The sequence below is a fragment of the Mesorhizobium sp. M4A.F.Ca.ET.020.02.1.1 genome, assembly GCF_004022645.1.
Classification (GTDB): Bacteria; Pseudomonadota; Alphaproteobacteria; order Rhizobiales; family Rhizobiaceae; genus Mesorhizobium.
Genome location: NZ_RZOI01000004.1, coordinates 1 through 24,220, shown reverse-complemented (window position 1 = coordinate 24,220; position 24,220 = coordinate 1). Strand labels below are relative to the sequence as shown.

The window sequence follows — 24,220 nt, the reverse complement described above, 5'->3', positions numbered from 1 at the left end:
TCAGCCCACCCTCTTCTCGAGGTATTTGACGGCATCGCCGACGGTCTGGATCGAGAGCAGATCGTCGTCCGGGATTTCGATCCCGAACTCCTCTTCGAAGGACATGACGAGCTCGACCTGGCTGAGGCTGTCGGCGCCGAGATCCTCGATGAAGCTGGCCTTGTCTGTCACCTTCTCGGCTTCGACACCCAGATGATCGACGACGATCTTCGTGGTGCGATCCCTCACCCCGCTCCGGGTGTCCTGGGCCTCTACCGACTTGGCTATCGGTTCCACCGGATAGGTTCCGCCGGTTTGGGCCCTCCACCACGCACGGAAAACGTCGGTGTCAGCCGGCTCGCTCATGACCATCAGGAGGCTAGGCGCGAGAGGCCCCCGGAAATGCAGCAGTTCGAGATAGAGGTCGGCGCCATCTGCAATGGCCTTCCGCTGGGCGTCGGTGGGCGACAAGCGAGCGATCGCGCTGTCTCCCTGCCGGCCAGGCAAGGTCCGCAGCGGACGATACTGCGGCTGGTTCTTGGCATAGACCGTTTCGAACTGCTCGAGCCCAACGACAACCGGACCATCATGTGGATCAATGAAATCAAACATTTGCGATCTCTCTTTGTTGGCGCCGAGGCTTAGGCCGCCGGCGATTCTGCAGATTCGATCGCCACCGCGACCGGTTCGGGCGCCACCACCTGGGCGGCGAAGCCGATGACAGCAGTCGCCAGAGCGCGAAGCGAATGGCTATCGGTGACCGCACCAGGATGGTTTTCGATCACGGCTCGCGCGATCTCGGTGGCGCCGGCGAAACTCAGCGGCGCCACAACCACGATGCCGCGACCATCGACGAGGACGACGTCGCCGACGCTGAAGGCGCGATCGACAGGGCCGGCCTTCGATGGCACCCTCATGGTGCCGGGCTTCGTCACCGTGGCGACCTTGCTGCCGTTGGCGAAGACGGCGACGTCCTGGACATGGATCTCAACGGTCACGCGTCGACCTCGCGCGGCACCAGACGGCCGACCTTGGCTGGTGGCGGAGCCTTATCGCTGCCCACCAGGATGGCGCCGGCGGCGTCGAACGCGGTGATGGCGATGCGGGTCTGCCGGAGCTCCTCGGTCAGCGTCTTGATCTGACGCTCGAGGTCGGCTTCGCCATCCCGCAAGTGATCGAGCGTTTCGCCAACCTTCTGCGTGCTGCGCTCGAGGAGTGAGGTCACCACGATCTCGTCGGGTTTGAAGTCTGTTTCCGAGAGCTCGACCTGTGGCTCTTTCTTGAACCGGAAGAAAATCAACGTTCGTCCTCCTCGGTCGCGCCTGGTTCCGGGCTGTCCTTGTCGGCCTCATCCCTGAACCCAGCGATCCAGGCATCGCGCTCCGCTTCCCGGCCGGCCTGCTTGAAGTCGACCGGGACGGCGCGTTCGCTCATGTTCTTGCGGTAGGCGGCGCGGCCGAGGCGCGTCGCCACTGCGATGGGGTCGCCGTCGTCCGGCTGGGCTTGGGTCGGGGGGGATTTGCCGGACGACGGCGCCTGCCCGGCTTTGGTTCCCTTTTCGCCGGGCTTCTCGGATGCCGCTGGAGTGCCGGCATCCGATTTCGTTCCCGCCGGCTTCTTCTCCTCGGCGGACTTCTTGTCCTTGTCCTTGCCGGCGTCATCCCCGGCGAGCTGATCGAGCTTGCCTTTGAGACTGGACGGCTGATCGCCGCCACCCTTCTTGACGGGCGGGAAAACCTCGTCGACGTCGGTCTCCTTGCTCTTGATGCCCTGGTACATGGCGAAGAGGTCGGCCAGTTCCTCGACGCCGATCTCATCGAGACCAGCGACGCCGATCGCGGCGAAGATGCGGTCAGGGGTGACGCCGATGCCGGCGAGCGCCTTCATGGCGTCCTCACGGCGCTCCACCAGCGTGGTGATGTCGCCGCGGATCACGTTTTCAGCGTGATCGAAGGCCTGTCGCCAGACCGCCTTCGGGACACCCTTGAGGATAGCTTCGCGCATGCCGATTGACGCAGCGGCATTGCCGGCCGTCATGATCATGTCCTGGCTGTAAAGGCTGCCATCCCGCTTCGAGATGTTCTTCCTGGTCCGGGCGGTGCGCTTCAGGCCGGTTTCGAGATCATGAAAGATGCCCTCGGATTCGACGTACTTCTCGATCTTGTCGACGTGGACGATGCGGGAGGCGCAATGGCAGTTCCCCCACTGCGATGCGATGATCTCGGCGAGGCGGATCGAGGGCCCACGGATCGTCTTGCCGTCACGCGGCACCGCGTAAACGCATTCCTTTGCGGTCTGCTCGTCGAGCATGACGAGCTCGGTGACATTGCGCATCACCTTGGCGACCGAGCGCGGGAACGCCTTGGCTGTGGTGACATCCTGATTGAGCTCGGCGATCGCCAGCTGAACGGCCAGGCTCTGATTGCCGGCTGAGTAGCCGGCTGGCAGTTCGGTGATCTCGCCGGTATTACGATCGACGGTCTCGACCGCTCTGGACTGGGTGTTCATCGCTTCAGATCTCCTGTTATGTTGCCCGAGGCTCAGCCGCGGAACTGGGTTTTCTGGTCCTGGAAGATCTCGACACCGGCCAGCGGCGCCGTGTTCTTGTTGGCGCGGACGTAGGCCCTGACGAACTTGTCGAGGTCGTCGATCGAGATGTATGGCCGCAGCTTCTCCAGCGGGACCTTGGCCGGATCGGTGATGCGGTGGGTCCACCGCGCCGTCGACGAGATCGTTCCGGCCTCGGTGCGCGTCGGTCCCGATGCCGCCGTGATGGCCTCATTGGCGAGGACCTGGGCGCGGTTTTCCGCGTCGGCGGCTTCCTGCATCAGGACATCGCCCAGGATACTATGCGACGATGATGCCGCTTCATCGAGCTTGCGCTTCGCCTCTTCCTGGGCAATCCGCGCCACCTCTGCGGCCGCGATTCTGGCTTCCTCGCGCTTTTTGGCGTCGTAGCGGCCGACGATGGTCTCGAAGGCGGACTGAATAGTCTCGGGCCGCACGATGATGGTGTCGAAGAACCTGTTGGTCTCGGCGACCTCATCACGAAGCGGTTTCGTCGTCGCCAGCTTGGTTTCCGCAAGGCGTTTCGCCAGCTTGCGGGCCTCGATGCCGAGCGAGACAAACGGATCGCGCTCGTTGTCGTTGGCAATGGCGCCATCGGTCAGCGCGTTCTTCTGCGCGGTTGCGCGCCGTGCGAGGTCCTCGACCTCGTCGAGGATCGGCTTGAAGCGGTCGCGCAGGATGTCGCCCGTTGTCGCCAGATTGTGGCCTAGGCCGGCGATCGATGGGGCGTTAGAAATCTCCGACATGGGCTCTTTCCTTCCGTGGCTTGATGCGCAGCACGCGCTTCGTGGGGTCGCCCTGCTGGGTGCGGGCGACGATCTCCCAGTTCTTGGTCTCGGCGATCTCTGCGTCTTTGAGCGCGTAGATGATCTGCGGCCGCCGCACCGCCGCACTGGAGCGTGCCGACGCCTCGGCGGCCTTGAGATCTCGGTACTCTCCCGCGGCGCGGTCGAGATCGATGTTGGCGCTCAGATCGAGGCGAATCGGGCGGCTGTCGCGGTAGACGTCGAGCACGACGTTGCCATCACGCAGCCAGTCCGGATCCGGCTCGCGGCCGGTTCCAGCCATCTCCCAGAACTCGGCGACTGCGGCGCAAAGTCGGCGCCAGAGGCGATCGTGGATCGGGATGTCGACGATGTGCAGCCGCAACGTTCCCTGCCAGGTGATCACCAGCACGGCGACGCAGGCCCATGTGCAACCTGTCAGCTTCGCCTCGGTGATCGCCTGGACGGCGATCCAGGTCGGTGGAACAACTTCGCCAGTCTCCGGCTCAAGCCACTGCTCCCGATAGGCTGCCTCTGATGCGGTCTTTATCTGGCAGTTCCCGGTGCCGTAGCGGTCGGGGCGATCGACGAAGGCGTCTGGTGTCGCGCCAATCCGAAGCGTTGGGTCGCGATAGTAAGCGCGGTCATTCTCGTAGGTCACCGACCATGTGGGCTGGCGCCGGCGGATCATCTCGACGACAACTGGCTCTAGGAGGGTACCGCGCTCCATCGCCTCGGTTTCCTCCTCGTCGGCGGAAAGCCTTCCGGTCTTCTCGGCCCAAAGCGAAAAGGCGGTCACGTAGGGATGAGCGCCGAGCACGGCTGCGGCAACGGAGGCGGTGACGTCCTTCTGGCGGCAGGCCAACCAGGCGGCGCGATCGGCGGGGCGGATGATCTGGATCGTCACCGCACGTCCTCCCAGTCGGGATAGTCTGGCTCGTATTCGTGATGCTCGATGATCCAGATCTCCATCCGCTCGCGTTCATCATCGGTGAGGCGCGCGGCACGGCCAGCGATCCAGATTCGCAATTTGAGCCAGGCGATCGTGCACTTCTGCCGCAGCGTCTTACGCGGCAGCCAGTTGATCGCGTTCAGACGACCGCAAAGCGCGTTGAACTCCGGCGTGTTCGGAAAGCAGGCGACGATCATGGCGTCGGCGCCGTCACCGCCGTCGGCGCCATACATCGGCGAGTAGGTCGCCTCGCACCCGGGAGAGAACGAATACTCGACGGTCACGGGGAACCCGTTGTCGCGCTTGAAGTCCTCGAAATATGACGCTGGCATCACCTCGCCTCCGTCGTCGTGGCGGGCTGCCTGTAGCCGAGCGTGAGCTCGAAGGCCTTGACGACCTGGTCGATCTGCTGCTCGCGCTTCAGGCCTATGCGCTTCGCCCAGTTGAGGGTCTGGAACGCATCATCGGCGAGCTCGCGGAGCTGCTCCGGGGTCAGCCTCATGGCCAGGACCTCCAGATCAGCGCGACAGCGATGACGACGGTTGCAAGGAAGAAGGCGACGAGCCAAGCGCCGGGCCGCGGGTTCGGAACGCCGTCGTCGTAATCCTCAAAGAAGGTCTCGGAGACGGAGAGGCCTGGGATGTCGAGTTCGCGATCGAGGACGTAGTCGAGTGGTGGAACCCGGTCGATCACCGCGCGGGTGGTGGCCGTGGCATCATCGATCTTGGACATCAGGCGGCCTCCCTCTCAGCCGGTTTCGCGGCCAGCAATTCGGCGTAGCGAGCGTGAATGCTTTCACGATCGAGGAATCTGGATTTCAGGCCGACAAGGTCGGAGACTTCGCGGCGCACGTCGGCGAGAATGTCGGCCTCGTCATCGGTGAGCATCCGAATGGGCCAGCCCTTCACGTAGAGCATCGCCTTGGTGATGCGCTTTTCGGCGGCGACCCTGAGCTGCGCCGAGGCCTTCGCTGAGGCGAGGGCGTTGCGCTCTGCGTCATCCAGCAGATGCGGAGCGACGTCGCCGAGCCAGCGCGAACCCTGGAAGGCGAAGGAACTTGCGGCCTCAAGCGCCACCATCCGGCGGTAGAGGTCATGGGACTCAGGTTGAGCGGCGGCGGCTGTCATGTCGGCGATGTTGGACATGATGCAGAACCGGCAAGAAACGCGGCTCATCCCGAAATCACGATAGGCGGGGTGAGGGTCCAAGCCGCTGGCGTCGATGGCGGCGAAAACGTCGTCAACTCTCCAATCCACGATAGGGCGCCAATCCCAAATCCTGGCGCCCGAGCGGACGTTGAGATTAGCAATCGTTGCCTTTGCGCGTTGCGCGCTTTCTTCTCGCCTAATGCCCGTTACGTTGATGATCGTTTGGCCTGGGAATTGGCGCTTTAAATGTGCGGTGATGACATCGGTTTTAAGTTCCGAGGTGCAAAACCTCATGCTAGGCGTCGACCAGCACGGAACGAGCGTCACGGTCGAAAGCTCTTGATACCGGGTAGCGCTGGACTGCCAACGGGATTCCCATCTTTCCATGAGGCCGCCGGCCTTCCGCCCTGTCACGATCAATTCAATTTTCAGGTGAGCGGCGAGCGCTTCACAGACGGGAAGCGAGTCGTTCCACTCGACCGCGCCTAAACCGGAATGGATTAGCACGCGGGGGCCGGTGTGGCCGATGGCGTCTAGGTGGGCGATGGTTGCCAGCGCGGCGGCCTGGCTATCCTTCCCGCCGGAAACTCCGATCGCAACCGGCGCGCCAGCGGAGAGCATCTCGTCGATCTTGGGCGTTGAAGCAACGACGCGCATCAGGGGCTCTCCTCGATGCGGGCGATCTGCGCCTTGATGTCGTCACGACGCCGGCGGCAGCGGTCGGTCTCAGCGACACGCCGCGCCTGGTTGTCGATCATGTCGGCGCAGGCGAGCTCAGTTTCCGCGTGGTCGAGCGCGCGGCGGAGGTCGTCGAGGGATGGCGCTGTTGATGGCCGCTTGACTCCCGCCGCCTCCAATTCCGCGTCGACTTCCGCTCGGCGCGCCTTGTTGGCGGCCTCGATGTAGGCGAATGAGCAGTCGATGCTCTCGACGGCTAACGTCAGCTCTTGCGCGGCCTGCCTGGCCTCGTAGCTGCGCCCACGCTTCAGCACGGCCAGCGCTTGCCGCATGGCCTTGCGAGAACGATCTAAATCGCCAGAAAGCCATCCAGCCTGAGCCGGATAGTCGCGAAGCGTCGTGATGATCTTGGGATCGAACTCACTCATCGCGGCGCCTCCAACAGCAGCGGCGCCATGGCGGCCGCGCAGATCAGCGCGGCGGTGAGTCGTGGATGCTCCGCCAGCCAGTTCACCAGGCGGTCGGGCGCGGTGTCGGCGGTCTCGACGGCCTCAAGCGCGGCGACATAGGCGCGGCGCCGGCGGAACTCCTGGAGGGTCTCTGGGTGCAATGGCATCAGATGCTCCAGGCGACCAAGGCGCCGACGCCGATCAGGGCGACCAGGGCGAAGAGGGCGATGCGCTGGCGACGCAGATGCGATGCGACGATCTCGGCGCGGAGCCGATCGATTTCGGGGAAGGACTGGACGCTTGTGGGCATATGGATTGCTCCTTTGCCCGTTATTAGCGCGCAACGCTAAGATTTAGTCAAGCCACAAAATAGCGTTCAACGCTAATTTCCAAAAACCGTGGTGATCGCTCGCGCGCGCAAACGCTAATCCGATTCGTGTGGCTCAACGTCAAGGTTGGCGTTCAGCCAACCTCCAAACGATGGCGGGACACATCAACGTTGCAGGATGTAGCGGGACACGGAATCGCAGAGTGAAATCACGATTCGTGTAACGTAGAGCTCTACGATGAAGGTTAGAGATAATCTCCAACCGAGCGCGTGGAAGCGCGCGCGGTTAGACCGCGCGCTTCACCGTTGTCAACAAACTATCGGTCGATATTGGCACCAAGCGCTTCGCAGCGAGCGACGATGTTTGAAGCTTCAGCAGCACCACCGGCAAGGCTGGCGAGATAGAACTGACCATCGCCGTAGAGCTTGCCGTAAAATGGAGCCGGCCCGACATAGCCGCCCATCTCATTTTTCGCGTTGACGGTTCCGCACACGATTGTCTCGCCGGTGGCCTGGGGTGCCGCCGACATCACCGAAAACCGAGCGCTATCAGGATCCTTGAGGATGCCGAGAATCGAGGACTGCACGGCGGTTTGCTGGGCATCGGATAGCGGTGCCGCGGTGGCCGGCCAGGCGATGGCCGCGATCATCACCATGACGCCGATTCGCCTCATTCCCTGCTCCAGGATCCGACGACCCGTCCAATGACGCGGACCGTATCGTCTTCGTTACCCTCGATCGGGATCGGCTGCTGAAAGCGGGGGTCATCCGATTCTGGCAACAGCCAGATCTTGCCTGCGTCATCGCGCCACAGCGTTTTGACGGTAGCCTCACGCATGCCGTCAGCGCGCTCGCGTTCCACGATGTAGCGCTTCCCCAGCTCGAGCGCGGCGCCGGTCTCGATGATGTCGGTGAACACCAAGACAGTGCGCTCCGGATAGCGCTTGTTCATCGAAGGGCCGCGCGTCTCCGCAGCGTGAAGCATAAACGGCCTTAGCGCGGGATCATCCTCGATCGGAACCTGGTACTGGTCATCGTCGCCCCATTCCCAAGTCTCAGCCCAGTGGCCGGCTTGGACGAAGCCCTTGACGGTCACCGAACGAGTGCCAAGGTCCGGCGATTCCGCGAACAGCTGCGCCACCGAAACGCCGAGCTCCGCCGCGATCTGCTCGTATCGAGCCATCGCGGGGGATGATTTGCCCCGCTCGATCTTGTTCAGATTTGTCACATGCATGCCGAGCCTGTCAGCAAGCTCGCTTTGCGACAAACCCTTGGCATCCCGAATTTTTGCAATGTTCGTAATCACTTGGCGATTATAGCGTTTGCCGCTAACGCTGTAATTCGCGCCACACGCTAATCTCGCTTGACAAATCATTAGCGTTCGACGCTAATTGAGAGCATGAAACTTCGCGATTGGCGCACCCGTGAACAGAAGACGCTCAAGGAGCTGGCCGAGCTGCTCGGCATCGGCCAGGGCGCCAATCCGTCGAGGCGAGTTCAGCGAATCGAGACCGGCGAAGCTCCCGTCGATGCCATCCTGGCCGACAAAATCGTGTCCGTTGCCGGCGGCGATGTCACTCTCCAGGACCTTAACGAGACGCGCCGCGCTTTCCTTGAAGCTGCGAGCGAGGCGGCCGAATGACCACCTCAATGCCCGCCCTTCGCCAGCCGGCTGCGGCCCTCCGCGAGCATCTTCCGAAAGGCTTCGTTGCTCATCACAACGTGCGAAACAGGCAGTCGCTCGGAGTGTCGGTTGCCGTCGGCGGTGGTCATGCCAACGAGGTGGACGAAGTTGTCTTCGACGACAACACGGATCTCTTCGACGAACAGCGTTGGCTGCGTCATCCCCACCTCCCCGAAATGCTGCGCCGGCAATGCGCGTCAGCAATTCATCACAGAGGGGCAGGTTCAAAAACAGTTCATTATGCGAGTTACACCGGTTTTGGCAGGAATGGTTTCCAACCGGTTTCATTGCTTGCTTCGGCTAATTTTTCGAGCCTCGGAAATAAGACTTCGAAAGGTCTTGATCGGCATGGCAATACGCGCCTGGAGGCGCGCTTCATGCTCCTGTCCGCCGATTTCCGGAAGTTCGGTCCAAAAGAGCAGCCGGATAATATTTTCCTCGACGACCTGAATTGCGTACCCCGTCACGAAGAGACTGGGAAGCGGCTCCGGTTCGGTAAGTTTCGGCGTGCTGCCGTGGCCGTCGGTATTCATCTTCGGCATCCCTCATTTTCCAGCCCGCGCGCTGTGTCACCAGTCCCGCGCGATCGCCGGCAGTCCCTGGCCGGCATGGTGGGCCCCTCGCCTTGGCAACCTGGCTTGGTGGCCCACCCCTCTTTCCGTTCCGCTTGTTCATCGCCGTCTCCGCATTCCGTCGCTGGATTGGAGAATAGCGATGTCCGAGTTGCACGTGCGCAAAAGCCCTTTGCGCGAGAATCAAGAATCCCTTGCACGAGGTGCAAAGATGTCTGACGCCTACGTCAATGAGGCGCGGGGCTGGGCGGACTACTTGATCCGCCGCGAGTTCCGCGGGCCAGGCGACACCGTCGATGCAGCGATGGCGAGGTGCGAGCGCAAGTATCATGTCGCTCGATCGGTACTTTGGGGGCTTCGTTATCGGCCGCCAAAGGATATGATGGTCAGCCTCTACATGAGGCTTCGCAGTGCCTACGAGGACGAGCTGGGCAGGCTCGACCAGCGAATCGAAGAAGAACTCCGCAAAGCGGAACTGCTGGGGACAGATGCGACCAATTCGAAAGCTTATCGCGTGGCTGTGGCTGCGCTGGGAAAACAGGCGACGCGCCAGGCGCCACGGGGTGGCGCCCGATGAGCGATCTCCCAGACTGGAAGAACCTCACGGCGAGGGAGAAGGCTGAAGCGATCCGACCGCATCTAGCGGCCGGGTTGAGCAACAACTCCATCGCCTCGCTTTTCCTGAATTGCGGCCGCTGCCAGATCGCCGGCGCCGTGAACCGGATGAAGGTCACCGGGCTTAACCCACCGGTGCGCAGGGCTGGCGCATCAGCGAGGCCCAAGGGGACAAAGCAAAGACCCCGCACCACCAAGATGGTGCAGCAGACCAGCTCCTGGCGCGGCGCCAACAACCCGCCAGCATCAGATTTCAAGGCGCGGGCGGAACAGCGAGCGGCCTCACCAGGTCTTCCCGCCCATCTCGTCGCCGGCGAGGCGCACCGGCCGATCGAAACCAGCATTCCTGTTTCCCGCAATCTGAAGCTCATCGAGCTCACCGAACGCACCTGCAAATGGCCGCACGGTGATCCGCTGACCGAGGTCTTCGGATTCTGCGGGAACGACACCGCGGAGACCGGCCCCTACTGCAAGTACCACGGCCGTCTTGCCCACACCCCCGCCACCGTCCGTCAACGCGCCGGCCACCGCTCGGCAGAAAGGATTTCCTGATGACGAAAGTGCACGAGCGGCCCAACCGCGCGACACCATCCGAAGCCGCCTCGTTCATCGAGGAGTTCGACCGCATCGAGCAGGATCGCGAGGAGAAGATCCGGCAGCTCGACGCCGACTTCAAGGTGAAGAAGCGGGCGATCCAGAAGATCGCCAACGACGATCAGAAGTCGATCCTGGAAGACGCGAAGAAGCAGGGCGTCAGCAAGGGCATCGTTCGCGCCATTGCCGATGCGCAGAAGTTGCGCAGGAAGGCGGAGGCCCTCGCCGACCGCGCCGACAACAAGCTCGACAGCCTCGAAGACGACGATCGCGATTTCGCCGTCGATATTCGCACTGCCCTTGGTGACGATTTCGCCAGCTTTGGCCTCGGCGCCGCCGCGGTGAGCCGCGAGGACGAGGACGAAGATGAAGATGGCGACGACGAGAAGCAGGACGCCACCACGGCGGCCGTCGTCGATGCGGTGCGCGCCGGAGCCTCGAAAGAGGAATGGGACGGCGCCGGCGCGAAACACTGAATTCCCGCGCGAGCGGGATAGGGGCGGCGGTTTGAACGACGCCATGGATGCTGCTGGCAAAGCCGAGAAACGTCAACGTGCAGCGCCTGACCGGCCTTCGGGCCGGTCGCCCCACCAAAAAGACTGAGCCCAAAGGGCACGAGGACTTGGGATGTCTGCACCTCGCATTCTCGCGATCGACGCCGCTCGACGTATGGGCTGGGCCTACGGCGCCGCCGGTTCTAAGCCGGTCTCCGGCTCGATCGAGTGCGCCAAGGATAACTCCTCGCGTGGCGCCATCTTCTCAGGCGCCGGCCGTTGGATCACCCGCTTCATCGATCAGCACCAGGTCGACATCCTCGCCATTGAGGCGCCGCTGCCGGGTTCCTTCGTCCAGGGTCAGACCAACATCCAGACCGCAACCATCCTGTTGGGGCTTCCGGCGGTTCTTGAATTCATGGCTTTTCAGCTGAAGGTCTATCAGCACATCCGCGTCAACCAGGCGTCGGTGAAGAAGCATTTCGTCAACCGCGGCACCGGCGACCAGAAGTCCGCCATCATGGCGAAATGCCGGGCGCTGGGCTGGATCGAGAAGGACGACGAAGATCAATCCTTCGATCGCAGCGATGCGCTCGCGGTGTGGTCCTACGTCGAGTCCACCTCGGCGCCTCGCTACACCCAACCTGTCGATGACCTCTTCGTGGCTTCGGAACGCCGCAAGCGCGAAGCCGAAGAGCTGAAGCGCCGATACGAAAAACCAGCGATACCGGGGGAATTCTGATGGATGGCTACCGTCTCGGCCAACTCGTCGCCTGCATCGACGACAACCTGTACTTCACCGGGCTTTGCCCGGACGGCATGACGCTTCCGCGCAAAGGTGCCGTCTACAGGATCAGGACCATTGAAGCGTTTCGCGTTCCGGACGGCCGTCATCTGCTCTTCCTGCGGTTCGACGAAATCCGCAACCCGGAATATCCGAGCTCGATCGGGCCGTATGAACCGGTCTTTGACGCCAGGGCATTCAAGCCGCTCGACGACAGGCGGATCGATGTCTTTCGTCGGGCCTTCGCGCCGATCGTGCGCCGCGTCGACGTGGTGCCCGCATGAGCGCGCGCCCATCCAACGGACGCTTTCGCCAACATAGCGCGTTCGGCTTGGCGCTGGCTGTCGCTGTGCTGGTCGCCTCCATCGCGCTGATCATCTTCATCATGTGCGGGGCTGCTGCTGCGCATGATGCGAAACCGACGGCGGAATTGCCGCACGGCTGGAGCTATCCATTTGCGTGCTGTGCGAACTACGACTGCAGGCAGGCCACTGGCGAGGTGCAGGAGAAACCTGACGGCTATCATACCCCCGCCGGCGAGGTGATCCCCTACGGCGACAAGCGGATCAAGGACTCTCCCGACGGCGAATTCCATTGGTGCGCCCATCAGTCAGGCCTCGACGCCGGCAAGGCGATCTGTCTGTTCGTGCCTAGGCGGGGGTCGTGATGACGCGGCACGAAGTGTTCCCGCAAGGCGCCCGCGACCGCATCGAGATTCTCGAGGAGGAGAACCGGCAACTGCGCGCCACGATCGCCAAATTGGTCGGCGGCGACGACACCGAGACCGCAAGGCTGACGCTATCCCTCACCGAGGCGGAGGCGACGATCTTCACGCTGCTGGTGCGATGTGGCGTCGCCACCTATGGCCAGATTCAGTCCGCGATCTACGACGTCGACAGGCTCGACATGATCAACGACGTCGGCGAAGCGATCCGCTCGCACGTCAAGCGAATCCGCAAGAAGTTGCGGCCGCTCGGAATCGACTTCACCACGATCTACAGCCTCGGCTTCGAGATGGACGAGGCCTGCCGCGCCAGGGCGCGCCTCATGCTAGCGAGGGCGGCCTGATGCGTGTTCTCGTCTGCTCCCCAAATCCGTCGATCGCGATCCAGATCGAGGCGGTGCTCGAAGGCGTCGACATCGGTTGCGAGATCGAGCCGGCTCCACAGGAATTCGGGTCGCTGCTCTTCCGTGACCCCGACGCGATGGGCCTCTTCCTGGCGCTGGGCCCCGAGAGCGCCGCCAAGATGTGTCGGGAACTCCGCATGGCGGATGTCCGCAATCCGCTCTTCGCGCTTATCGACGAGCAATCCGTCATCACCGGCGCGCCGGGACGAGCTGTTGCGCTGAACGCCGGCGCCGACGACGCGCAGCCCTGGCCGATCGACGCAACCGAGCTGGTATCGAGGCTGTTCGCGCTACAGCGCCGCCAGCGTGACGGCAATCCCTCGATCATCAAGCTCCCGGGCTGCATCCTCAAGCCGACCACCGGCGAGCTGATCGGTGACGTCGCCAACGTGCATCTCACCCATCAAGAAACCGTGCTGCTCTCCACCCTAGCGGCGCGCCCTGGCGCCGTCATCACCAAGGCGATGTGCATGCTGGCGCTCTACAACGGGCGCGATGAACCGCATTTGAAGATCATCGACGTCTTCGTCTGCAAGCTTCGCAAGAAGATCTCGGCAGCGACCGGCGGCATCGATGCCATTGAGACCGTCTGGGGCCAGGGGTTCCGTTTCGTCCCCGAAGGCTACACGCCATCGGTAAGCCAAGTTGGGCGGAGGCTGCAGGGATGAGCAAGCCGATCGCTCGTCAGAAGATGACACCGGGGATGACTGTCCTTCTCGGGATGCCGGGCCACAGCATGCCAGGCGAATGGTGGCTAGGCTCCGTTGTCTGGGCCGATGGGAATGAGATGCTGGTCGAACAGCAAGGCTTGGCCGGCGCTGGGCAGCCATACAAGCACTTGACCGACGTCTCCTATGTGCGCGCGATCGGCACCATCGCTGAGCTAGGCGAGATCCAGCGGCGTTGCCGTGAAGACCTCAAGCCGCTGATCGACGCAGTCACGGCCGCCGGAGAGGCGCTGCGCGCCGCCCGCGACGCCGTTTATGCGCGTCTCGATGAGATCGCGGCCGCCGAACCGATGCGCGACGCCGGAGGCGGCATATGAGCCGAGAAATCCGGGACATCATGGCGGAGTGCATGCGCCGTGAACGCTACGGCCTCATCCGGCCGTTGTGGGCTGATATGGTCGGTGACGATGCCGCCGCCGAGGAGGTCCGCCGGCGCGCCGATCACCTCATCCGCATCTTGGCCGACTATGGCGTCGAGCTCGTCTTCAGAGGCGATGTCACACCGCCCGCGGTCCCGACAAGTCAGACGATCCTCGTCAACCAGGTGTTCGGTCAACCCGACACCCTCCGCGAGATCCGCGCCGGCGAAGGCGCCTTCTCAATCCTCGCGATCAAGGCAGGTGTCCCGACGGCAGAGCAATCCTTCACCCTCAACGAGGTGATGCTCAACGCCGGCCTCGTCCTCGCCGACGATCCTGCTGCCAAGACGATCAAGGGCCTCGGTCGCCAGCTCGCTGCGGCCACCGAAATCTATCGGTTGAACGCCGCTGGCGTCGGAGGTGGCAAATGACAGGCCCGCTTTCCAACGCTAGCCGCCAGCTCGAGGAGCTCGTCGACGTCACTGCCGACTGGGCGACTGACCTGTTGCGGCGCACCGCCGCCGAGATGAGCCATGCGCTCGATCGAGATGCGATGCGCGATGTCGAAGGCGCAACGGAGTGGCGGAACCTCGCGACAAAGGAGCCTCGCTATGCAACAGCTCATTCGTGAAGCCGGCGAGCGGCCGATAGATCGCCGCTTCGGAATTTCATTCCCGAAGCCCGAGGCCATGGCGAAGCTATCGCCTGCCGACCAGAAGGTCGCGGCGCTACTTGCGCAAGAAGCTGGCGTTCCGTCCCCGGTGCGCATCGAGGAAGATGAGCCGGTCGAGCAGCCGTGCCCGGCTGTCGTCTCGATCGAGACCTCGGCGCCGGCGCGGCCGATCACCGATGGCGACATCCACATCGGTGCGACCAGCAAAGGCGAGCCGGTTGGTATTGATCTCGCCAAGCTGATCGACGGCCGCCTGCTTATTCAAGGCAACAGCGGCGCCGGCAAATCAATGCTGCTCCGTCGCATCTTCGAAAAAGCCTTCGGTCGCGTCCAGCAGCTGCTCATCGATCCCGATGGGGAGTTCTCGACGCTGAAGGAGCACTTCGATGTTTCCGTGCTGACCGCCGCCGATATCGCTCGGGTTGGTGGCACCACCTTCGCGCATCATCTGCGCGAGCATCGTTACAGCGCCGTCCTCGATCTCTCCGACGCCACCGCCGAGGACCGCCTCGACATCGTGGCCGATCTCGCTGAGGGACTGCTCACCGCGCCGGAACAGTTCTGGCATCCACTCCTAGTGCTGGCCGACGAGGCGCAAACACTGGCGCCGCATTACGACACCGGCGACGTCACGGCGGATACCCGCAAACGATCGACGGCTATGCTGTCCGACATGATGGGGCGCGGCCGCAAGCGTGGCGTTGCCGGCGTCATCGCGACCCAGCGTATCGCCGAAACCGCGAAAGCGGTCGTTTCGAAGGCCACCAACGTCGTCGTCGGCCGCACCATCTTCGACCGCGATCTCGAGCGTGCCGGCTCGTTGCTGGGCTTTACGCTCGGTCACAGTCGCGCGCTGCGCACCTTGGCCGATGGCGAATTTCTCGCGATCGGGCCGGCCATTGCGGGTCCGCGCCGCATCAGGTTCAAGGCTGGCTCCGTCCTCTCCAGGCATAAGGGCGCCTCGCCGGAGATCGTGGCCCCGCCGTCGATATCGGCCGCTGATGCCGCCGCCATGCTGATGGCGGTGCCAAGCGCCAGGAAAGAGGCGTCTGCCCTCGTCGCGGAACCGACTGCCACGACCAACCATCGGCGCGGCTGGACCGCATCTGACGACGCGATCGTGCGGGACAGCTTCGCCAAGGGCCTGAAGCTAACCGAGGTGGCCGCACTGCTGATCGCAAACGGAGGCGCCGCCCGATCGCTCGGCGCGATCTCGGTGCGAGGCCAGACGCTCGGCATCAAGAACACGCGGACCGTCGGCGGATGGACCGGTGAAGAATATCAGTTCGTGCTCGATGGCTACGAAGCCGGAGCCGCGATCGCCGACATCCGGAAAAGTCTTGCCAGCGCCGGCTACGATCGTTCCTTCGGTGCGATCCAGATGGCAGCCATCAAACTTGGCGTCTCGGGCTCGCGGGTCAATCTCTGGACCGAAGAGGAGACCCGGATCGCGCTTGAAGGTCTAGCTGTTGGCAAAACGCACGGCGATGTGCTGCTCGATCTGAAAGCCGCCGGCTATATCCGAGGACCCACCGCTCTCCACAAATTCTCAACCAAGCACGGCGTCGTGAGAAAGCGCGACGCCTACACTGAGGCCGAAAACGAGATCCTTCGCGCTCGAAAGGCCGAGGGCAAGTCGGTCAAGGAGATCTGCGCCGAGATTGGCCGCACCGAGAGCTCGGTCGCAGCGCAGTCCAGCAAGCTCGGGATCAAGCAGCGCCGTCCTTGGACCGAGGAAGAGCGCCAGATCATCGTCGACTACCAAGCATCAGGAAGGAAGCTGAAGGAGGCTGCCGAGGCAATCGGTCGCCCCTACGCCAATGTCGCGGCGGAAGCCAACCGGATGGGCGTCTCCTTCCTTAAACCGACAACCGAAAGGAACCCGACATGACGACAGCCATCACGATTCCGCTCGCCGAGATCGAGCCTGACGAGACGATCAACGCGCGCCGCACCCGCACTGACGAGGGCATCGAGGAGCTGAAGGCCTCGATCCGGGCGCATGGTCTCATCCAGGCTCTGCGCGTGCGCCATGACGCAGGCGCCGGCAAGTTCAAGGTCATCGCCGGCCACCGCCGACATCGCGTCCTCTGCGAGCTCGCCACTGATGGTGATACCGCCGATGGCGTGGCGGTGACGCCGAGCTACCAGGTGCCCGTGATCATCGGGGACGCCGACGACGAGACCGCGCGCGAGCTCAGCCAGGCGGAGAACTTCATTCGCCTCCCCCAGCACGAGGCCGACACCTACGAGACCTTCCGCGACCTCGCCGATCGCGGTCTCGACAAAGGCCGAATCGCCGCTCGATTCGGCATCGATCCCAAGCGCGTCGATCGCATGCTGGCGCTCGGGCGCCTCTCCCCCGTGATCTTGGAGGCTTGGCGCGCCGGGAGGTTCGACCGGTTCCACGGTCGCGATTCGATCCGCGCCTTCACGCTCGCCGTCTCGATCGAGGAGCAGGAGCGCGTCTTCAACAAGCTCGACAAGCAGGGCAGTCTCTGGTCGCATACCATCAGGCATGAATTCGGTGCCGGTGACCGCACCACAGCCAAGCATCTCGATTTCGTCGGCAAAGACGCCTATGTCGCCGCCGGCGGCACGCTGGTCGAGGATCTGTTCGAAGGCGAGCACGCCGTTTCCGATCCCGCGCTGGTGAAAAAGCTCGTCGCCGACAAGCTCCAGGAGCATGTCGACAAGCTGCTGGCCGACGGCTGGTCCTGGGCCGCAGTTGACAGCGACCTGCCCAACAATTGGTCGTGGTCCTGGGAAAAGCTCAAGTCCGGCAAGAAGAAGGCTAGCAAGGCTGACAAGGCAAAGGCCGGCGCTGTCGTCAAGCTGACCTACAACGGCGAGCTCGAAATCACCTACGGTGTCGTGAAGCCGGCGGCCGCGAAGCCGAAGGCGACCGATGAGGCTGCGAAGGAGAAGTCGGCGCCGACCATCTCCAACGCCATCAACCATCGCCTCAGCGTCCAGGCCACCACCGCGATGGCAAAGGCGCTGGCGCTGGAACCGCGCCTCGGTCTAGTCGCGCTGCTCGCCGGATTCCTCGGCGGTGTTGGCAACGGGCCCGTCAAGGTCTCCCTGCAAGGCCTCGCCGGCGGGATCCCGCACCGCGAGCAGGAATCCTTCGTCGATGCCATGGGCCGCCTCGCCCACAAGAGTGACGACGAGCTCTGCCTCGTCGCCGCCGGCCTCGCTGCTCGTGCGCTCGATCTTCAGCGCCATGACACCAGGCATAAGCCGTTCCGTGGCGGCGCTCTCTCGCTCGAGGGCTGGATCGATGGCGAAACCATGACGGCGGCGCTGCGAGAGACCTTCGACGCCGCCGACTACTTCAACAGTGTCGCGAAGCCCTTCGTCATCACCGCGATCCGCGAAGCAATCAACGATGATGAGGCCCGCAAGGCGGACAAGCTGAAGAAGAAGGAACTCGTCGAGTTCGCCGTCAAGAACGTGCCGCCAACGGGCTGGCTGCCGCCGGAATTGCGGGCGCCGACTTATCCGGGCCCGGGAGAGGTGCCGAAGCCGATCGCGGAGGCGCCACCAACCGAGCCGGACGACGAAGACCTCGTCGACGAGGAAGAAGACGAGGCGGCCTGATCAGCATGATCCTCGATTTTGGCAAAGAGGTCTCCGCGATCCTCGACGCGCTCGACCTGAAGCCGGCCGATGTTCCACCAGAGCGGGGCATGAAGGTCGCGATGATCCTGGTCGCGGTGCTCGACCGCGGTTTGTCGGAGGAGCGTCGGCGCGTCCTCGATATCATAGCTCGCAAGGCTCTCAACGCGGCCGAACTGCGTGCCGAGATCACGAGGCCCGTTCGATGAACTCGCTATCCCTACATCTGCGGGAACGCGTCGGCCTCAAGCTCGAAGACCCGGTGCACGTTTCCCAGCATAAGCATCTTGGTTGTGATTTTGGCGTCGCGGGGGAAAGGGACCGACTGGTCCCGCTGCCATCCCTGCCCTTCGCCAGGAAGTTTTCGGAGCAAGAAGAGATCAATGCGGGCAAAACCTGGTCGATCGCCGCGGTGCTCCCATCCCTTGATTTGGATGGGGAGGCGTCCGCTTCTATCTTCGCTCTCCGCGGTCTGCACTTGCCATATTCCGATATCGTCTTCCATGTGCTGCGGGCGCGTCTTGGTGGTCGCATAGATCCCGGTCACAAACACCGCTCTGCGGTTCCAGTTCACTATGCGCACCACCAGGCGATTTTCTTCCTGAAGATGCTCGACCACGTCGAGTGTGGGTTCATCATCCCCTATGGTGAAACTAGTTTGCTTGCGAGCTTCCTGCCATTGGCGGATCAAGTAAGGGACGCTGGCGGCGGCTGCAGCGAACGCAGCCCAGCCGCTCAGCGCACCTATCCATTCCCGCGCGCACACCATCGTCGTCTCATCAGTCAAAGGCGGGCAAAATGTGGGCCACAATCGGTGGCCGACAAATGCGGCGATTCCTATCGCCGTAAAAGCCGCCACCGGTCGCCACCCCAAATCCTTTTTATCCTGCCTCATGCGGGAACGCTTAGCATGCGGGGAGGAGCTCTGTGAACGACGCCGAGATCCGCGCCGTCCCGGAATCGAATGGCTTCCGGGCCGAGTTCAAGAAAATCCATCGCTCAGAGTGGGAAGCGGTTTGCCAAAACGGGCAGCCGCAGCTCTTCGACACCAAGGATCAAGCCGAGGTCGCTGCGTACCGCGCGCTGATGAAACACCTATTCGGTGATGGGATTGTCCGCGACGGCGAGAAGGCTAGTGCCGCACTCAGCCAGGCCGAGGAGAGGTTTGGCAAGCTGCTTCGCGGTGGCGGCAAGACCGTGGCGGTGGAGCGGCGATGAGCAAGGGGCCATGGAAGTCGGCCGACGAGGTGGCCGCATAGCATGTCAGCAGACGCATTCTCCCGGCTGCTCGCGCAGCACATCGAACCAGTGGCAAGGATGCTGCTGGGGGAACCGAACCCGCATCTGTCGAAGCCGGGCGTTGAGCTGCGCTGGGGGAACAGTGGATCGATGTCGGTCGACCTCAAGAAGGGCGTCGCCTTCGACCACCAGGACAACGAGGGCGGCGGCACCCTTTGGATGCTGGGCAAGCTGCAAGGGTTATCCGAAGGCGAAGCCGTGGACTGGCTACGCGATAACGGGTTCGAGCTCCCCGAGGGGTCACCGCAGCGCGGCAGCAACCAGCTCGCCGGTCCCGGCAAGAAGGAGACCGTCGCCACCTGGGATTATGTCGACGCCGATGGCAATCCCGTCTTCCAAGTCGCGCGCATCCAGACCCGGCTTCCAGATGACTCCTGGAAGCTGAACAAGCACGGAAAGATCGAGAAGACCTTCACGCAACGCCGTCGCTTCGAGGAGGAAGCCGACGTCTGGATCAATGGGTTGATCGACGACGACTACATGCGGAAGGGCAAAGGCCAGAACTGGACCCGGTATTCCGCGGCGAACTTCGAAAAATGGAAGATGACGGAGCGTCGACATTTCGCCGGCGTCGACGAGCTTCCACTTTACCGGCTGCCCGAGGTCCTCGAGGCGATCGCGATGGGGCAGGCCATCCACATCGTGGAAGGCGAGAAAAAGGCCGACGAGCTCTGGAAGGTCGGGATCGCGGCGACCTGCAACGCCGGCGGCTCCAAGAAATGGGCGCCGCACTACAACGAGATCCTCGCCGGCGCCCACATCGTCATGATCCCCGACAACGATGATGTCGGCCGAGTCCATATGCAGCTGGTGGGCTCCCAACTGCGGCCGGTTGCGGCCTCGGTGCGCATCCTCGACATCCGGTCGTTCTGGCCGGAGGCGCCGAACAAGGGTGACATCTACGATTGGGCGCAGACCGGCGTCGACGTCGGGACCTTGTACGACATCGTCGACGAGCAATCGAAGCCTTGGACGAAAGAGCTTCCGAAATCACGGTTCAACGCGGTGCCCTTCGCGCGCATCGATGAGCCCGGCCAGGAGCACGAATATCTCATCTTCGAGATCCTCACCCGGCATGAGGTCGCCGTGATCTATGGCGAATCGGGATCGGGGAAAAGCTTCGAAGCCATCGATCTCGGCATGGCGGTGTGCCGCGGCGTCCCGTTCAACGGTCGTGCGGTGAAACGTGGCGGCGTCGTCTACCAGGCCGGCGAAGGCGGCATCGGCGTGAAGAAACGCATCCGCGCCTACCGGCAGACTTACATGGAGAAGGAAGAGAACCCCGATTTCATCCTGCTTCCATCGCGTGTCGACCTCTTCGCGAAATCCGGCGAGGAAGACATCGAGACCTCACGCGGCACCGATGCGCTGATCGCGGAGATCAAGGCTTGGGCGGACACCTTTTCATCACCGCTCGAGCTCGTCGTCATCGATACGCTGGCAACGGCGACACCAGGCGCCAACGAGAACGCCTCAACGGATATGTCGGTGGTGCTCAACAACCTGGAGCGCATCCGCGACGAATGCAAAACCGCGGTCCTCATGGTCCACCACAAGCCGAGGAACGGCAACAACCCGCGCGGACACTCCTCGCTGTTCGCCAATGTCGACAACGCGATCGAACTCGAAATCACGTCCAGGGTCGATGTCAGCACCCGTGATGACGGCTCCCAGCTGGTCCGTCAGATCCACCGCGCGACCGTGCAGAAGAACAAGGATGGCGAACGCGGTCACGGCTGGGATTTCATCCTGAAGCAGGTCGTCCTTGGCAGACGACCATCCGGGGAACTGCTCACCAGCGTGGTTTGCGCGGCGCCTGGTGGGCAAGCTCCGGAAATCAATGACGACAAGCGGCTATCCGATCAGCAAAACATCGCGATGCAGGCACTCATCAAAGCGCTGGAGGAATATGGAGAGGCGCCCTCCCCGATGCTCAAGCTGCCGCGAAGCATCACCCGGGTGGTCCGAATGGGGTACTGGCGGCAGGAATACGCCGCGCTGTCGATGATCATGGAGGATGAAGACCCGAAGAAGAAGCAGGAGAGAGTTAAGAAGGCGCTCCAACGCTCCGGGGAACGTTTCCTTGGCGCGAAGTGGATCGGCCGCGCCGAGCCATATGTCTGGCTCACCGGCAGGCCTGTGCCGGGCTTCAAACGCGCATCGGACAGTACCTATGCATCGGAGCCGGAACCCGTCAGCGCTGGCATGGCTGACGTCATAGATGGGGACATCCAGCTTTGATGCCCTACACACCCGATCAGATATGCAGGATCGACCAGCTTGCCCAACGCAACAGTCTCGGGCTCGTCTATATCATCGCGCATGATCCTGCCGGCCCGGTCAAAATCGGGAAGTCGGCCTTCCTCGCCAGCCGGCTCGAAGGTTTGCAGACGGGGAATCCCAACAAGCTCTATGTCTTCGCCGCCTTTATTGGCGCAAGCAGGGCCAGAGCGATGGTTATGGAGGGTCGCATCCATGACGCACTCGACGATGCTCGGCTGATCGGCGAATGGTTCTCGCTCACGGTAGAGGAAGCTAAAAAGGCATGCCGCGCCAACATCCGCTGGCGAAAAGCCGTGGCGGAGGGGAAGGCGGCAGATACTCCCAGATTGAAAAAAGCGGGACCGAAGGGGACATCGTTATCCAAGGCGAAAAAACACACCAATCATGGGGTTTTAAAGGCCCTTTACAAGAAGCGCATCGCTGAATGGTCCCGCCACGTCCCTGTCGGTCCCCCTGATCGGTCCCCCTATCGGAGGGCGTCATGACGGACGAAACTCGCGTCGAAGCACTCCCCTTCGGCAACCATTACTTCGCGGTGCTGCGTCGTCCCGGGCAGCCCGACGACATCATCGATGGACCCGACGGCAAGCCCAAGCGGTTCGACAACGCCTACGCAGCGATCAGGGCCGGCAAGGCGCTCCTGGTACCCGAGGCCAAGACCCTCGAAACCTCCTCGAAGACCTTCCGCCATGACCGCAACCGTGACCTCGACGAGGAGCGCGATCGCGTGTTCTCACGGCTTGGAGGCGGCCGGTGAAACATCGGACCGACATCTTCAAGGTTGCAGAACAGTGCGGCGTCCGCCTGCTGAAGCCGGACGCTCTGGGCTGGCGCCGAGTTCGCCTACCGCGAGAATGCTTCGCGAAAAAGACGCTGAAAAAGATCGGGCAACGTCATGGTGAGGCCCACCTTGCGTTGACGCTCCGCCTCATCGTCGAAACCCGCGACAATGCGACGGAGCTCTACAGCGAGACCATCCAGGCGGTGTCGGCGCTCCTCGAAAACCCGGCGATCGAGGCGCGGGGCGGCGTCCTTTTCGAGCAATTCGATCGTATCGCGCTGGCCAAGATCCGCGAAGAGGCGAAGCATCTCGGCCTCAGGCTCCCCCTTGCCCATGTGATGCGCGTCCTGATTGCGGTGCAGCTGCGCGACCATGATACAATTGCGCGGGATCGGGGAGCGGCGGCATGACGGTAACTGCAGGAGGGTGCTGGACGGCGAAGGCGGTCGAGTACAGGGTGCTTGAGGCCGCCGAAACGCTAATGCTTTGCCCGAACCACTATGGTGGTGGTGGCTCCGCCTGGCCGGCGTTCCCGCAGGATCCGCAGGAGTCCTACGCCTACAACGCGGCGCGCTATCGCCGCTTGCCATCACCAGGCGCGATCTCCAGAATGATGGCCACATGGGGCTGGATCAACGCGCATCCCGCTGAATCGGAGCGTAAGCTTCTTTACGCCTGGGCATGGCAGAAGACCAAAAAGGGGAAATTCCTCAACGACTTCGCGTCCAGGGAAGGCGTCAATTCCCGAACACTTCGGCGCGCCATAACCGCGATCTGCCAAGCCATCGCGGATCGATTGACGCAATCGGGTCTTGCCTGCTTGGACGGTGCCGTTGACGACGTGTCCGAAATCACGCCAGAAAACGCATCACAAAAGGTATCGTTCCCGAAGCATGCCAACCACTTCCTGGAGCCCGGGGCGAAACCGAGATACCCGACCGAGGCCGAGATCAAGGCGCTGAGGAAGCGCCTCGAGAAGGCGAACAAGAAGCGGGCGCAACGCAAGACGAAGCCTCCCGAATCAACATCGGATCAGGCGCCAGTCACCCACCCGTCAAGGGAAATCGACTGATCGCAGCGGGACCACGGTGGGGACCAACCGGGACCGACAGCGCCGCAAACCCGCAGCCGACCACGTCCCTCAGGGACCGGGTGCACCACCTCGAAGATTGTTCTTGCGTTCCGGCGCCGAATTAGTGTTCTCTTCGCGTCTTCCCCTCTCTCGCGTAGACGCCAAGTTCTGAGAAGCGCAGCTGAAGGCGAGCGCGTAAGCGCGCAGCCGCCTTCGTAGAGCTCTACGATTATCAGGTTGGTGCTACATCAAAGAATCGTCGGTTCGCCACGAAGCGCGAGCTCTCGCTCGCTCATGTCGCAGAGCTCTCTTCAATGGCCAAGCAGATCAGACCTGGCATCAGGACGCTCGATCTCCGCACCGCTCGACCTATCGAGAAGAAGGCGGATCCAGAGCTCCTCACCCCCGAGCATCGGGCTTGGCGTGACCGCGTCCTGCAGCGTGCCGGCTACCGGTGCCAGGCCGTTGATGACGGTCGACGTTGCGCCGTCTCATATCCATCACGCCTCTTCGCCGACCATATCCGCGAACGAAAGGATGGTGGTGCGCCACTCGACCTCGACAACGGCCAATGCCTCTGCGGCCGGCATCACACCCTGAAGACGGCAGCTGCTCGAGCCGAACGGATGAGGCAGCGCTATTGAATGGGGTGGGGGGGGTCGAATCT

Annotated in this window: 39 protein-coding genes; 20 read left to right on the top strand and 19 right to left on the bottom strand. The window is 62.9% G+C overall.

The window, feature by feature from the left end; translation table 11 throughout:
• The 15 genes from EN742_RS00790 to EN742_RS00730 all read right to left on the bottom strand — a co-directional run bounded on the left by EN742_RS00790 (position 1) and on the right by EN742_RS00730 (position 8,172).
• The gene (locus EN742_RS00790; RefSeq protein WP_245492214.1) at positions 1-228 is read right to left on the bottom strand and encodes an acyl carrier protein; all 228 of its coding nucleotides are present in this window, start codon (positions 226-228) and stop codon (positions 1-3) included.
• Between the two features lie 392 nt (positions 229-620).
• Positions 621-977, bottom strand: coding sequence for a hypothetical protein (locus tag EN742_RS00785; RefSeq protein WP_128332248.1), 357 nt, complete (start codon positions 975-977; stop codon positions 621-623).
• Positions 974-1,279: a hypothetical protein gene (locus tag EN742_RS00780; RefSeq protein ID WP_128332247.1), complete on the bottom strand. Its 306-nt coding sequence runs from the start codon at positions 1,277-1,279 to the stop codon at positions 974-976. The genes EN742_RS00785 and EN742_RS00780 overlap by 4 nt, the downstream gene beginning before the upstream one ends.
• Positions 1,276-2,487 carry a hypothetical protein gene (locus EN742_RS00775; protein WP_128332246.1) on the bottom strand — a complete coding sequence of 404 codons (1,212 nt, stop codon included), beginning with the start codon at positions 2,485-2,487 and terminating at the stop codon, positions 1,276-1,278. Before EN742_RS00775 ends, EN742_RS00780 begins: the two co-directional genes overlap by 4 nt.
• Positions 2,488-2,519: 32 nt before the next feature.
• Positions 2,520-3,293, bottom strand: coding sequence for a hypothetical protein (locus EN742_RS00770; protein WP_128332245.1), 774 nt, complete (start codon positions 3,291-3,293; stop codon positions 2,520-2,522).
• Positions 3,277-4,218, bottom strand: a complete 942-nt coding sequence (locus EN742_RS00765; RefSeq protein WP_189375082.1) for a YqaJ viral recombinase family protein — start codon at positions 4,216-4,218, stop codon at positions 3,277-3,279. Before EN742_RS00765 ends, EN742_RS00770 begins: the two co-directional genes overlap by 17 nt.
• Positions 4,215-4,595 carry a hypothetical protein gene (locus EN742_RS00760; RefSeq protein ID WP_128332243.1) on the bottom strand — a complete coding sequence of 127 codons (381 nt, stop codon included), beginning with the start codon at positions 4,593-4,595 and terminating at the stop codon, positions 4,215-4,217. The genes EN742_RS00765 and EN742_RS00760 overlap by 4 nt, the downstream gene beginning before the upstream one ends.
• Positions 4,595-4,765: a hypothetical protein gene (locus tag EN742_RS37735; protein WP_189375081.1), complete on the bottom strand. Its 171-nt coding sequence runs from the start codon at positions 4,763-4,765 to the stop codon at positions 4,595-4,597. Before EN742_RS37735 ends, EN742_RS00760 begins: the two co-directional genes overlap by 1 nt.
• Positions 4,762-4,995 (bottom strand): hypothetical protein, encoded by a 234-nt coding sequence (locus EN742_RS00755; protein ID WP_128332242.1) that lies wholly within the window; start codon positions 4,993-4,995, stop codon positions 4,762-4,764. The genes EN742_RS37735 and EN742_RS00755 overlap by 4 nt, the downstream gene beginning before the upstream one ends.
• A complete protein-coding gene (locus EN742_RS00750) occupies positions 4,995-6,068 on the bottom strand; it encodes a phosphoadenosine phosphosulfate reductase family protein (protein WP_128332241.1) in 1,074 nt (357 codons plus the stop codon). The genes EN742_RS00755 and EN742_RS00750 overlap by 1 nt, the downstream gene beginning before the upstream one ends.
• Positions 6,068-6,517 carry a hypothetical protein gene (locus EN742_RS00745; RefSeq protein WP_128332240.1) on the bottom strand — a complete coding sequence of 150 codons (450 nt, stop codon included), beginning with the start codon at positions 6,515-6,517 and terminating at the stop codon, positions 6,068-6,070. The genes EN742_RS00750 and EN742_RS00745 overlap by 1 nt, the downstream gene beginning before the upstream one ends.
• A complete protein-coding gene (locus tag EN742_RS00740) occupies positions 6,514-6,705 on the bottom strand; it encodes a hypothetical protein (RefSeq protein ID WP_128332239.1) in 192 nt (63 codons plus the stop codon). Before EN742_RS00740 ends, EN742_RS00745 begins: the two co-directional genes overlap by 4 nt.
• Positions 6,705-6,848, bottom strand: coding sequence for a hypothetical protein (locus EN742_RS37730; protein ID WP_189375080.1), 144 nt, complete (start codon positions 6,846-6,848; stop codon positions 6,705-6,707). Before EN742_RS37730 ends, EN742_RS00740 begins: the two co-directional genes overlap by 1 nt.
• A gap of 335 nt (positions 6,849-7,183) precedes the next feature.
• Positions 7,184-7,522 carry a hypothetical protein gene (locus EN742_RS00735; RefSeq protein ID WP_128332238.1) on the bottom strand — a complete coding sequence of 113 codons (339 nt, stop codon included), beginning with the start codon at positions 7,520-7,522 and terminating at the stop codon, positions 7,184-7,186.
• Between the two features lie 14 nt (positions 7,523-7,536).
• Positions 7,537-8,172 carry a LexA family transcriptional regulator gene (locus EN742_RS00730; protein ID WP_245492213.1) on the bottom strand — a complete coding sequence of 212 codons (636 nt, stop codon included), beginning with the start codon at positions 8,170-8,172 and terminating at the stop codon, positions 7,537-7,539.
• Between the two features lie 93 nt (positions 8,173-8,265).
• Here EN742_RS00730 and EN742_RS00725 point away from each other — a divergent pair, with 93 nt between their 5' ends.
• Positions 8,266-8,508, top strand: a complete 243-nt coding sequence (locus tag EN742_RS00725; RefSeq protein WP_128332236.1) for a helix-turn-helix transcriptional regulator — start codon at positions 8,266-8,268, stop codon at positions 8,506-8,508.
• Between the two features lie 5 nt (positions 8,509-8,513).
• Here EN742_RS00725 and EN742_RS00720 read toward each other — a convergent pair whose 3' ends face one another.
• Together EN742_RS00720 and EN742_RS00715 are read right to left on the bottom strand one after the other, a co-directional pair.
• Positions 8,514-8,711: a hypothetical protein gene (locus tag EN742_RS00720; RefSeq protein WP_128332235.1), complete on the bottom strand. Its 198-nt coding sequence runs from the start codon at positions 8,709-8,711 to the stop codon at positions 8,514-8,516.
• 123 nt (positions 8,712-8,834) lie between these two features.
• A complete protein-coding gene (locus EN742_RS00715) occupies positions 8,835-9,083 on the bottom strand; it encodes a hypothetical protein (protein ID WP_128332234.1) in 249 nt (82 codons plus the stop codon).
• Between the two features lie 181 nt (positions 9,084-9,264).
• On the opposite strand from EN742_RS00715, the gene EN742_RS00710 reads away from it, so the two are divergent.
• The 14 genes from EN742_RS00710 (at position 9,265) to EN742_RS00655 (ending at position 18,327) form a co-directional block, all read left to right on the top strand.
• The gene (locus tag EN742_RS00710; protein ID WP_128332233.1) at positions 9,265-9,699 is read left to right on the top strand and encodes a hypothetical protein; all 435 of its coding nucleotides are present in this window, start codon (positions 9,265-9,267) and stop codon (positions 9,697-9,699) included.
• On the top strand, positions 9,696-10,289 hold the full coding sequence (locus tag EN742_RS00705) for a GcrA family cell cycle regulator (RefSeq protein ID WP_128332232.1): 594 nt from the start codon (positions 9,696-9,698) through the stop codon (positions 10,287-10,289). Before EN742_RS00710 ends, EN742_RS00705 begins: the two co-directional genes overlap by 4 nt.
• Positions 10,289-10,807, top strand: coding sequence for a hypothetical protein (locus EN742_RS00700; RefSeq protein ID WP_128332231.1), 519 nt, complete (start codon positions 10,289-10,291; stop codon positions 10,805-10,807). The genes EN742_RS00705 and EN742_RS00700 overlap by 1 nt, the downstream gene beginning before the upstream one ends.
• A 151-nt stretch (positions 10,808-10,958) precedes the next feature.
• Positions 10,959-11,567: a hypothetical protein gene (locus EN742_RS00695; RefSeq protein ID WP_128332230.1), complete on the top strand. Its 609-nt coding sequence runs from the start codon at positions 10,959-10,961 to the stop codon at positions 11,565-11,567.
• The gene (locus EN742_RS00690) at positions 11,567-11,893 is read left to right on the top strand and encodes a hypothetical protein (RefSeq protein WP_128332229.1); all 327 of its coding nucleotides are present in this window, start codon (positions 11,567-11,569) and stop codon (positions 11,891-11,893) included. The genes EN742_RS00695 and EN742_RS00690 overlap by 1 nt, the downstream gene beginning before the upstream one ends.
• Positions 11,890-12,276 (top strand): hypothetical protein, encoded by a 387-nt coding sequence (locus EN742_RS00685; protein ID WP_245492212.1) that lies wholly within the window; start codon positions 11,890-11,892, stop codon positions 12,274-12,276. The genes EN742_RS00690 and EN742_RS00685 overlap by 4 nt, the downstream gene beginning before the upstream one ends.
• Positions 12,276-12,677: a helix-turn-helix domain-containing protein gene (locus tag EN742_RS37725; protein ID WP_189375079.1), complete on the top strand. Its 402-nt coding sequence runs from the start codon at positions 12,276-12,278 to the stop codon at positions 12,675-12,677. Before EN742_RS00685 ends, EN742_RS37725 begins: the two co-directional genes overlap by 1 nt.
• The gene (locus EN742_RS00680; protein WP_189375078.1) at positions 12,677-13,405 is read left to right on the top strand and encodes a response regulator transcription factor; all 729 of its coding nucleotides are present in this window, start codon (positions 12,677-12,679) and stop codon (positions 13,403-13,405) included. The genes EN742_RS37725 and EN742_RS00680 overlap by 1 nt, the downstream gene beginning before the upstream one ends.
• Positions 13,402-13,782 (top strand): hypothetical protein, encoded by a 381-nt coding sequence (locus EN742_RS00675; protein WP_128332227.1) that lies wholly within the window; start codon positions 13,402-13,404, stop codon positions 13,780-13,782. The genes EN742_RS00680 and EN742_RS00675 overlap by 4 nt, the downstream gene beginning before the upstream one ends.
• Positions 13,779-14,255, top strand: a complete 477-nt coding sequence (locus EN742_RS00670) for a hypothetical protein (protein WP_128332226.1) — start codon at positions 13,779-13,781, stop codon at positions 14,253-14,255. Before EN742_RS00675 ends, EN742_RS00670 begins: the two co-directional genes overlap by 4 nt.
• Positions 14,252-14,455: a hypothetical protein gene (locus tag EN742_RS37720; protein WP_189375077.1), complete on the top strand. Its 204-nt coding sequence runs from the start codon at positions 14,252-14,254 to the stop codon at positions 14,453-14,455. The genes EN742_RS00670 and EN742_RS37720 overlap by 4 nt, the downstream gene beginning before the upstream one ends.
• Positions 14,436-16,388, top strand: coding sequence for a DUF87 domain-containing protein (locus EN742_RS00665; protein WP_189375076.1), 1,953 nt, complete (start codon positions 14,436-14,438; stop codon positions 16,386-16,388). The genes EN742_RS37720 and EN742_RS00665 overlap by 20 nt, the downstream gene beginning before the upstream one ends.
• Complete coding sequence (locus EN742_RS00660) at positions 16,385-18,100, top strand: ParB/RepB/Spo0J family partition protein (protein ID WP_128332224.1); 1,716 nt, start codon at positions 16,385-16,387, stop codon at positions 18,098-18,100. The genes EN742_RS00665 and EN742_RS00660 overlap by 4 nt, the downstream gene beginning before the upstream one ends.
• 5 nt (positions 18,101-18,105) lie before the next feature.
• Positions 18,106-18,327, top strand: coding sequence for a hypothetical protein (locus EN742_RS00655; protein WP_128332223.1), 222 nt, complete (start codon positions 18,106-18,108; stop codon positions 18,325-18,327).
• Between the two features lie 11 nt (positions 18,328-18,338).
• Here EN742_RS00655 and EN742_RS00650 read toward each other — a convergent pair whose 3' ends face one another.
• Positions 18,339-19,013, bottom strand: coding sequence for a hypothetical protein (locus EN742_RS00650; protein WP_128332222.1), 675 nt, complete (start codon positions 19,011-19,013; stop codon positions 18,339-18,341).
• 32 nt (positions 19,014-19,045) lie between these two features.
• Between EN742_RS00650 and EN742_RS00645 the strand changes: the two genes are divergently transcribed.
• The 4 genes from EN742_RS00645 to EN742_RS00630 are packed head-to-tail and all read left to right on the top strand — an operon-like array spanning position 19,046 to position 22,457.
• A complete protein-coding gene (locus tag EN742_RS00645) occupies positions 19,046-19,336 on the top strand; it encodes a hypothetical protein (protein ID WP_128332221.1) in 291 nt (96 codons plus the stop codon).
• Between the two features lie 42 nt (positions 19,337-19,378).
• Positions 19,379-21,658, top strand: coding sequence for an AAA family ATPase (locus EN742_RS00640; protein WP_128332220.1), 2,280 nt, complete (start codon positions 19,379-19,381; stop codon positions 21,656-21,658).
• On the top strand, positions 21,658-22,185 hold the full coding sequence (locus EN742_RS00635) for a GIY-YIG nuclease family protein (RefSeq protein WP_128332219.1): 528 nt from the start codon (positions 21,658-21,660) through the stop codon (positions 22,183-22,185). The genes EN742_RS00640 and EN742_RS00635 overlap by 1 nt, the downstream gene beginning before the upstream one ends.
• Entirely contained in the window at positions 22,182-22,457 is a 276-nt protein-coding gene (locus EN742_RS00630) for a hypothetical protein (protein WP_128332218.1), read from the top strand. Before EN742_RS00635 ends, EN742_RS00630 begins: the two co-directional genes overlap by 4 nt.
• Before the next feature lie 86 nt (positions 22,458-22,543).
• On the opposite strand, the gene EN742_RS00625 is transcribed toward EN742_RS00630, so the two are convergent.
• Entirely contained in the window at positions 22,544-22,855 is a 312-nt protein-coding gene (locus EN742_RS00625) for a hypothetical protein (protein WP_128332217.1), read from the bottom strand.
• A gap of 32 nt (positions 22,856-22,887) precedes the next feature.
• On the opposite strand from EN742_RS00625, the gene EN742_RS00620 reads away from it, so the two are divergent.
• Entirely contained in the window at positions 22,888-23,553 is a 666-nt protein-coding gene (locus tag EN742_RS00620; RefSeq protein ID WP_128332216.1) for a DUF6362 family protein, read from the top strand.
• Positions 23,554-24,220: the final 667 nt, after the last annotated feature.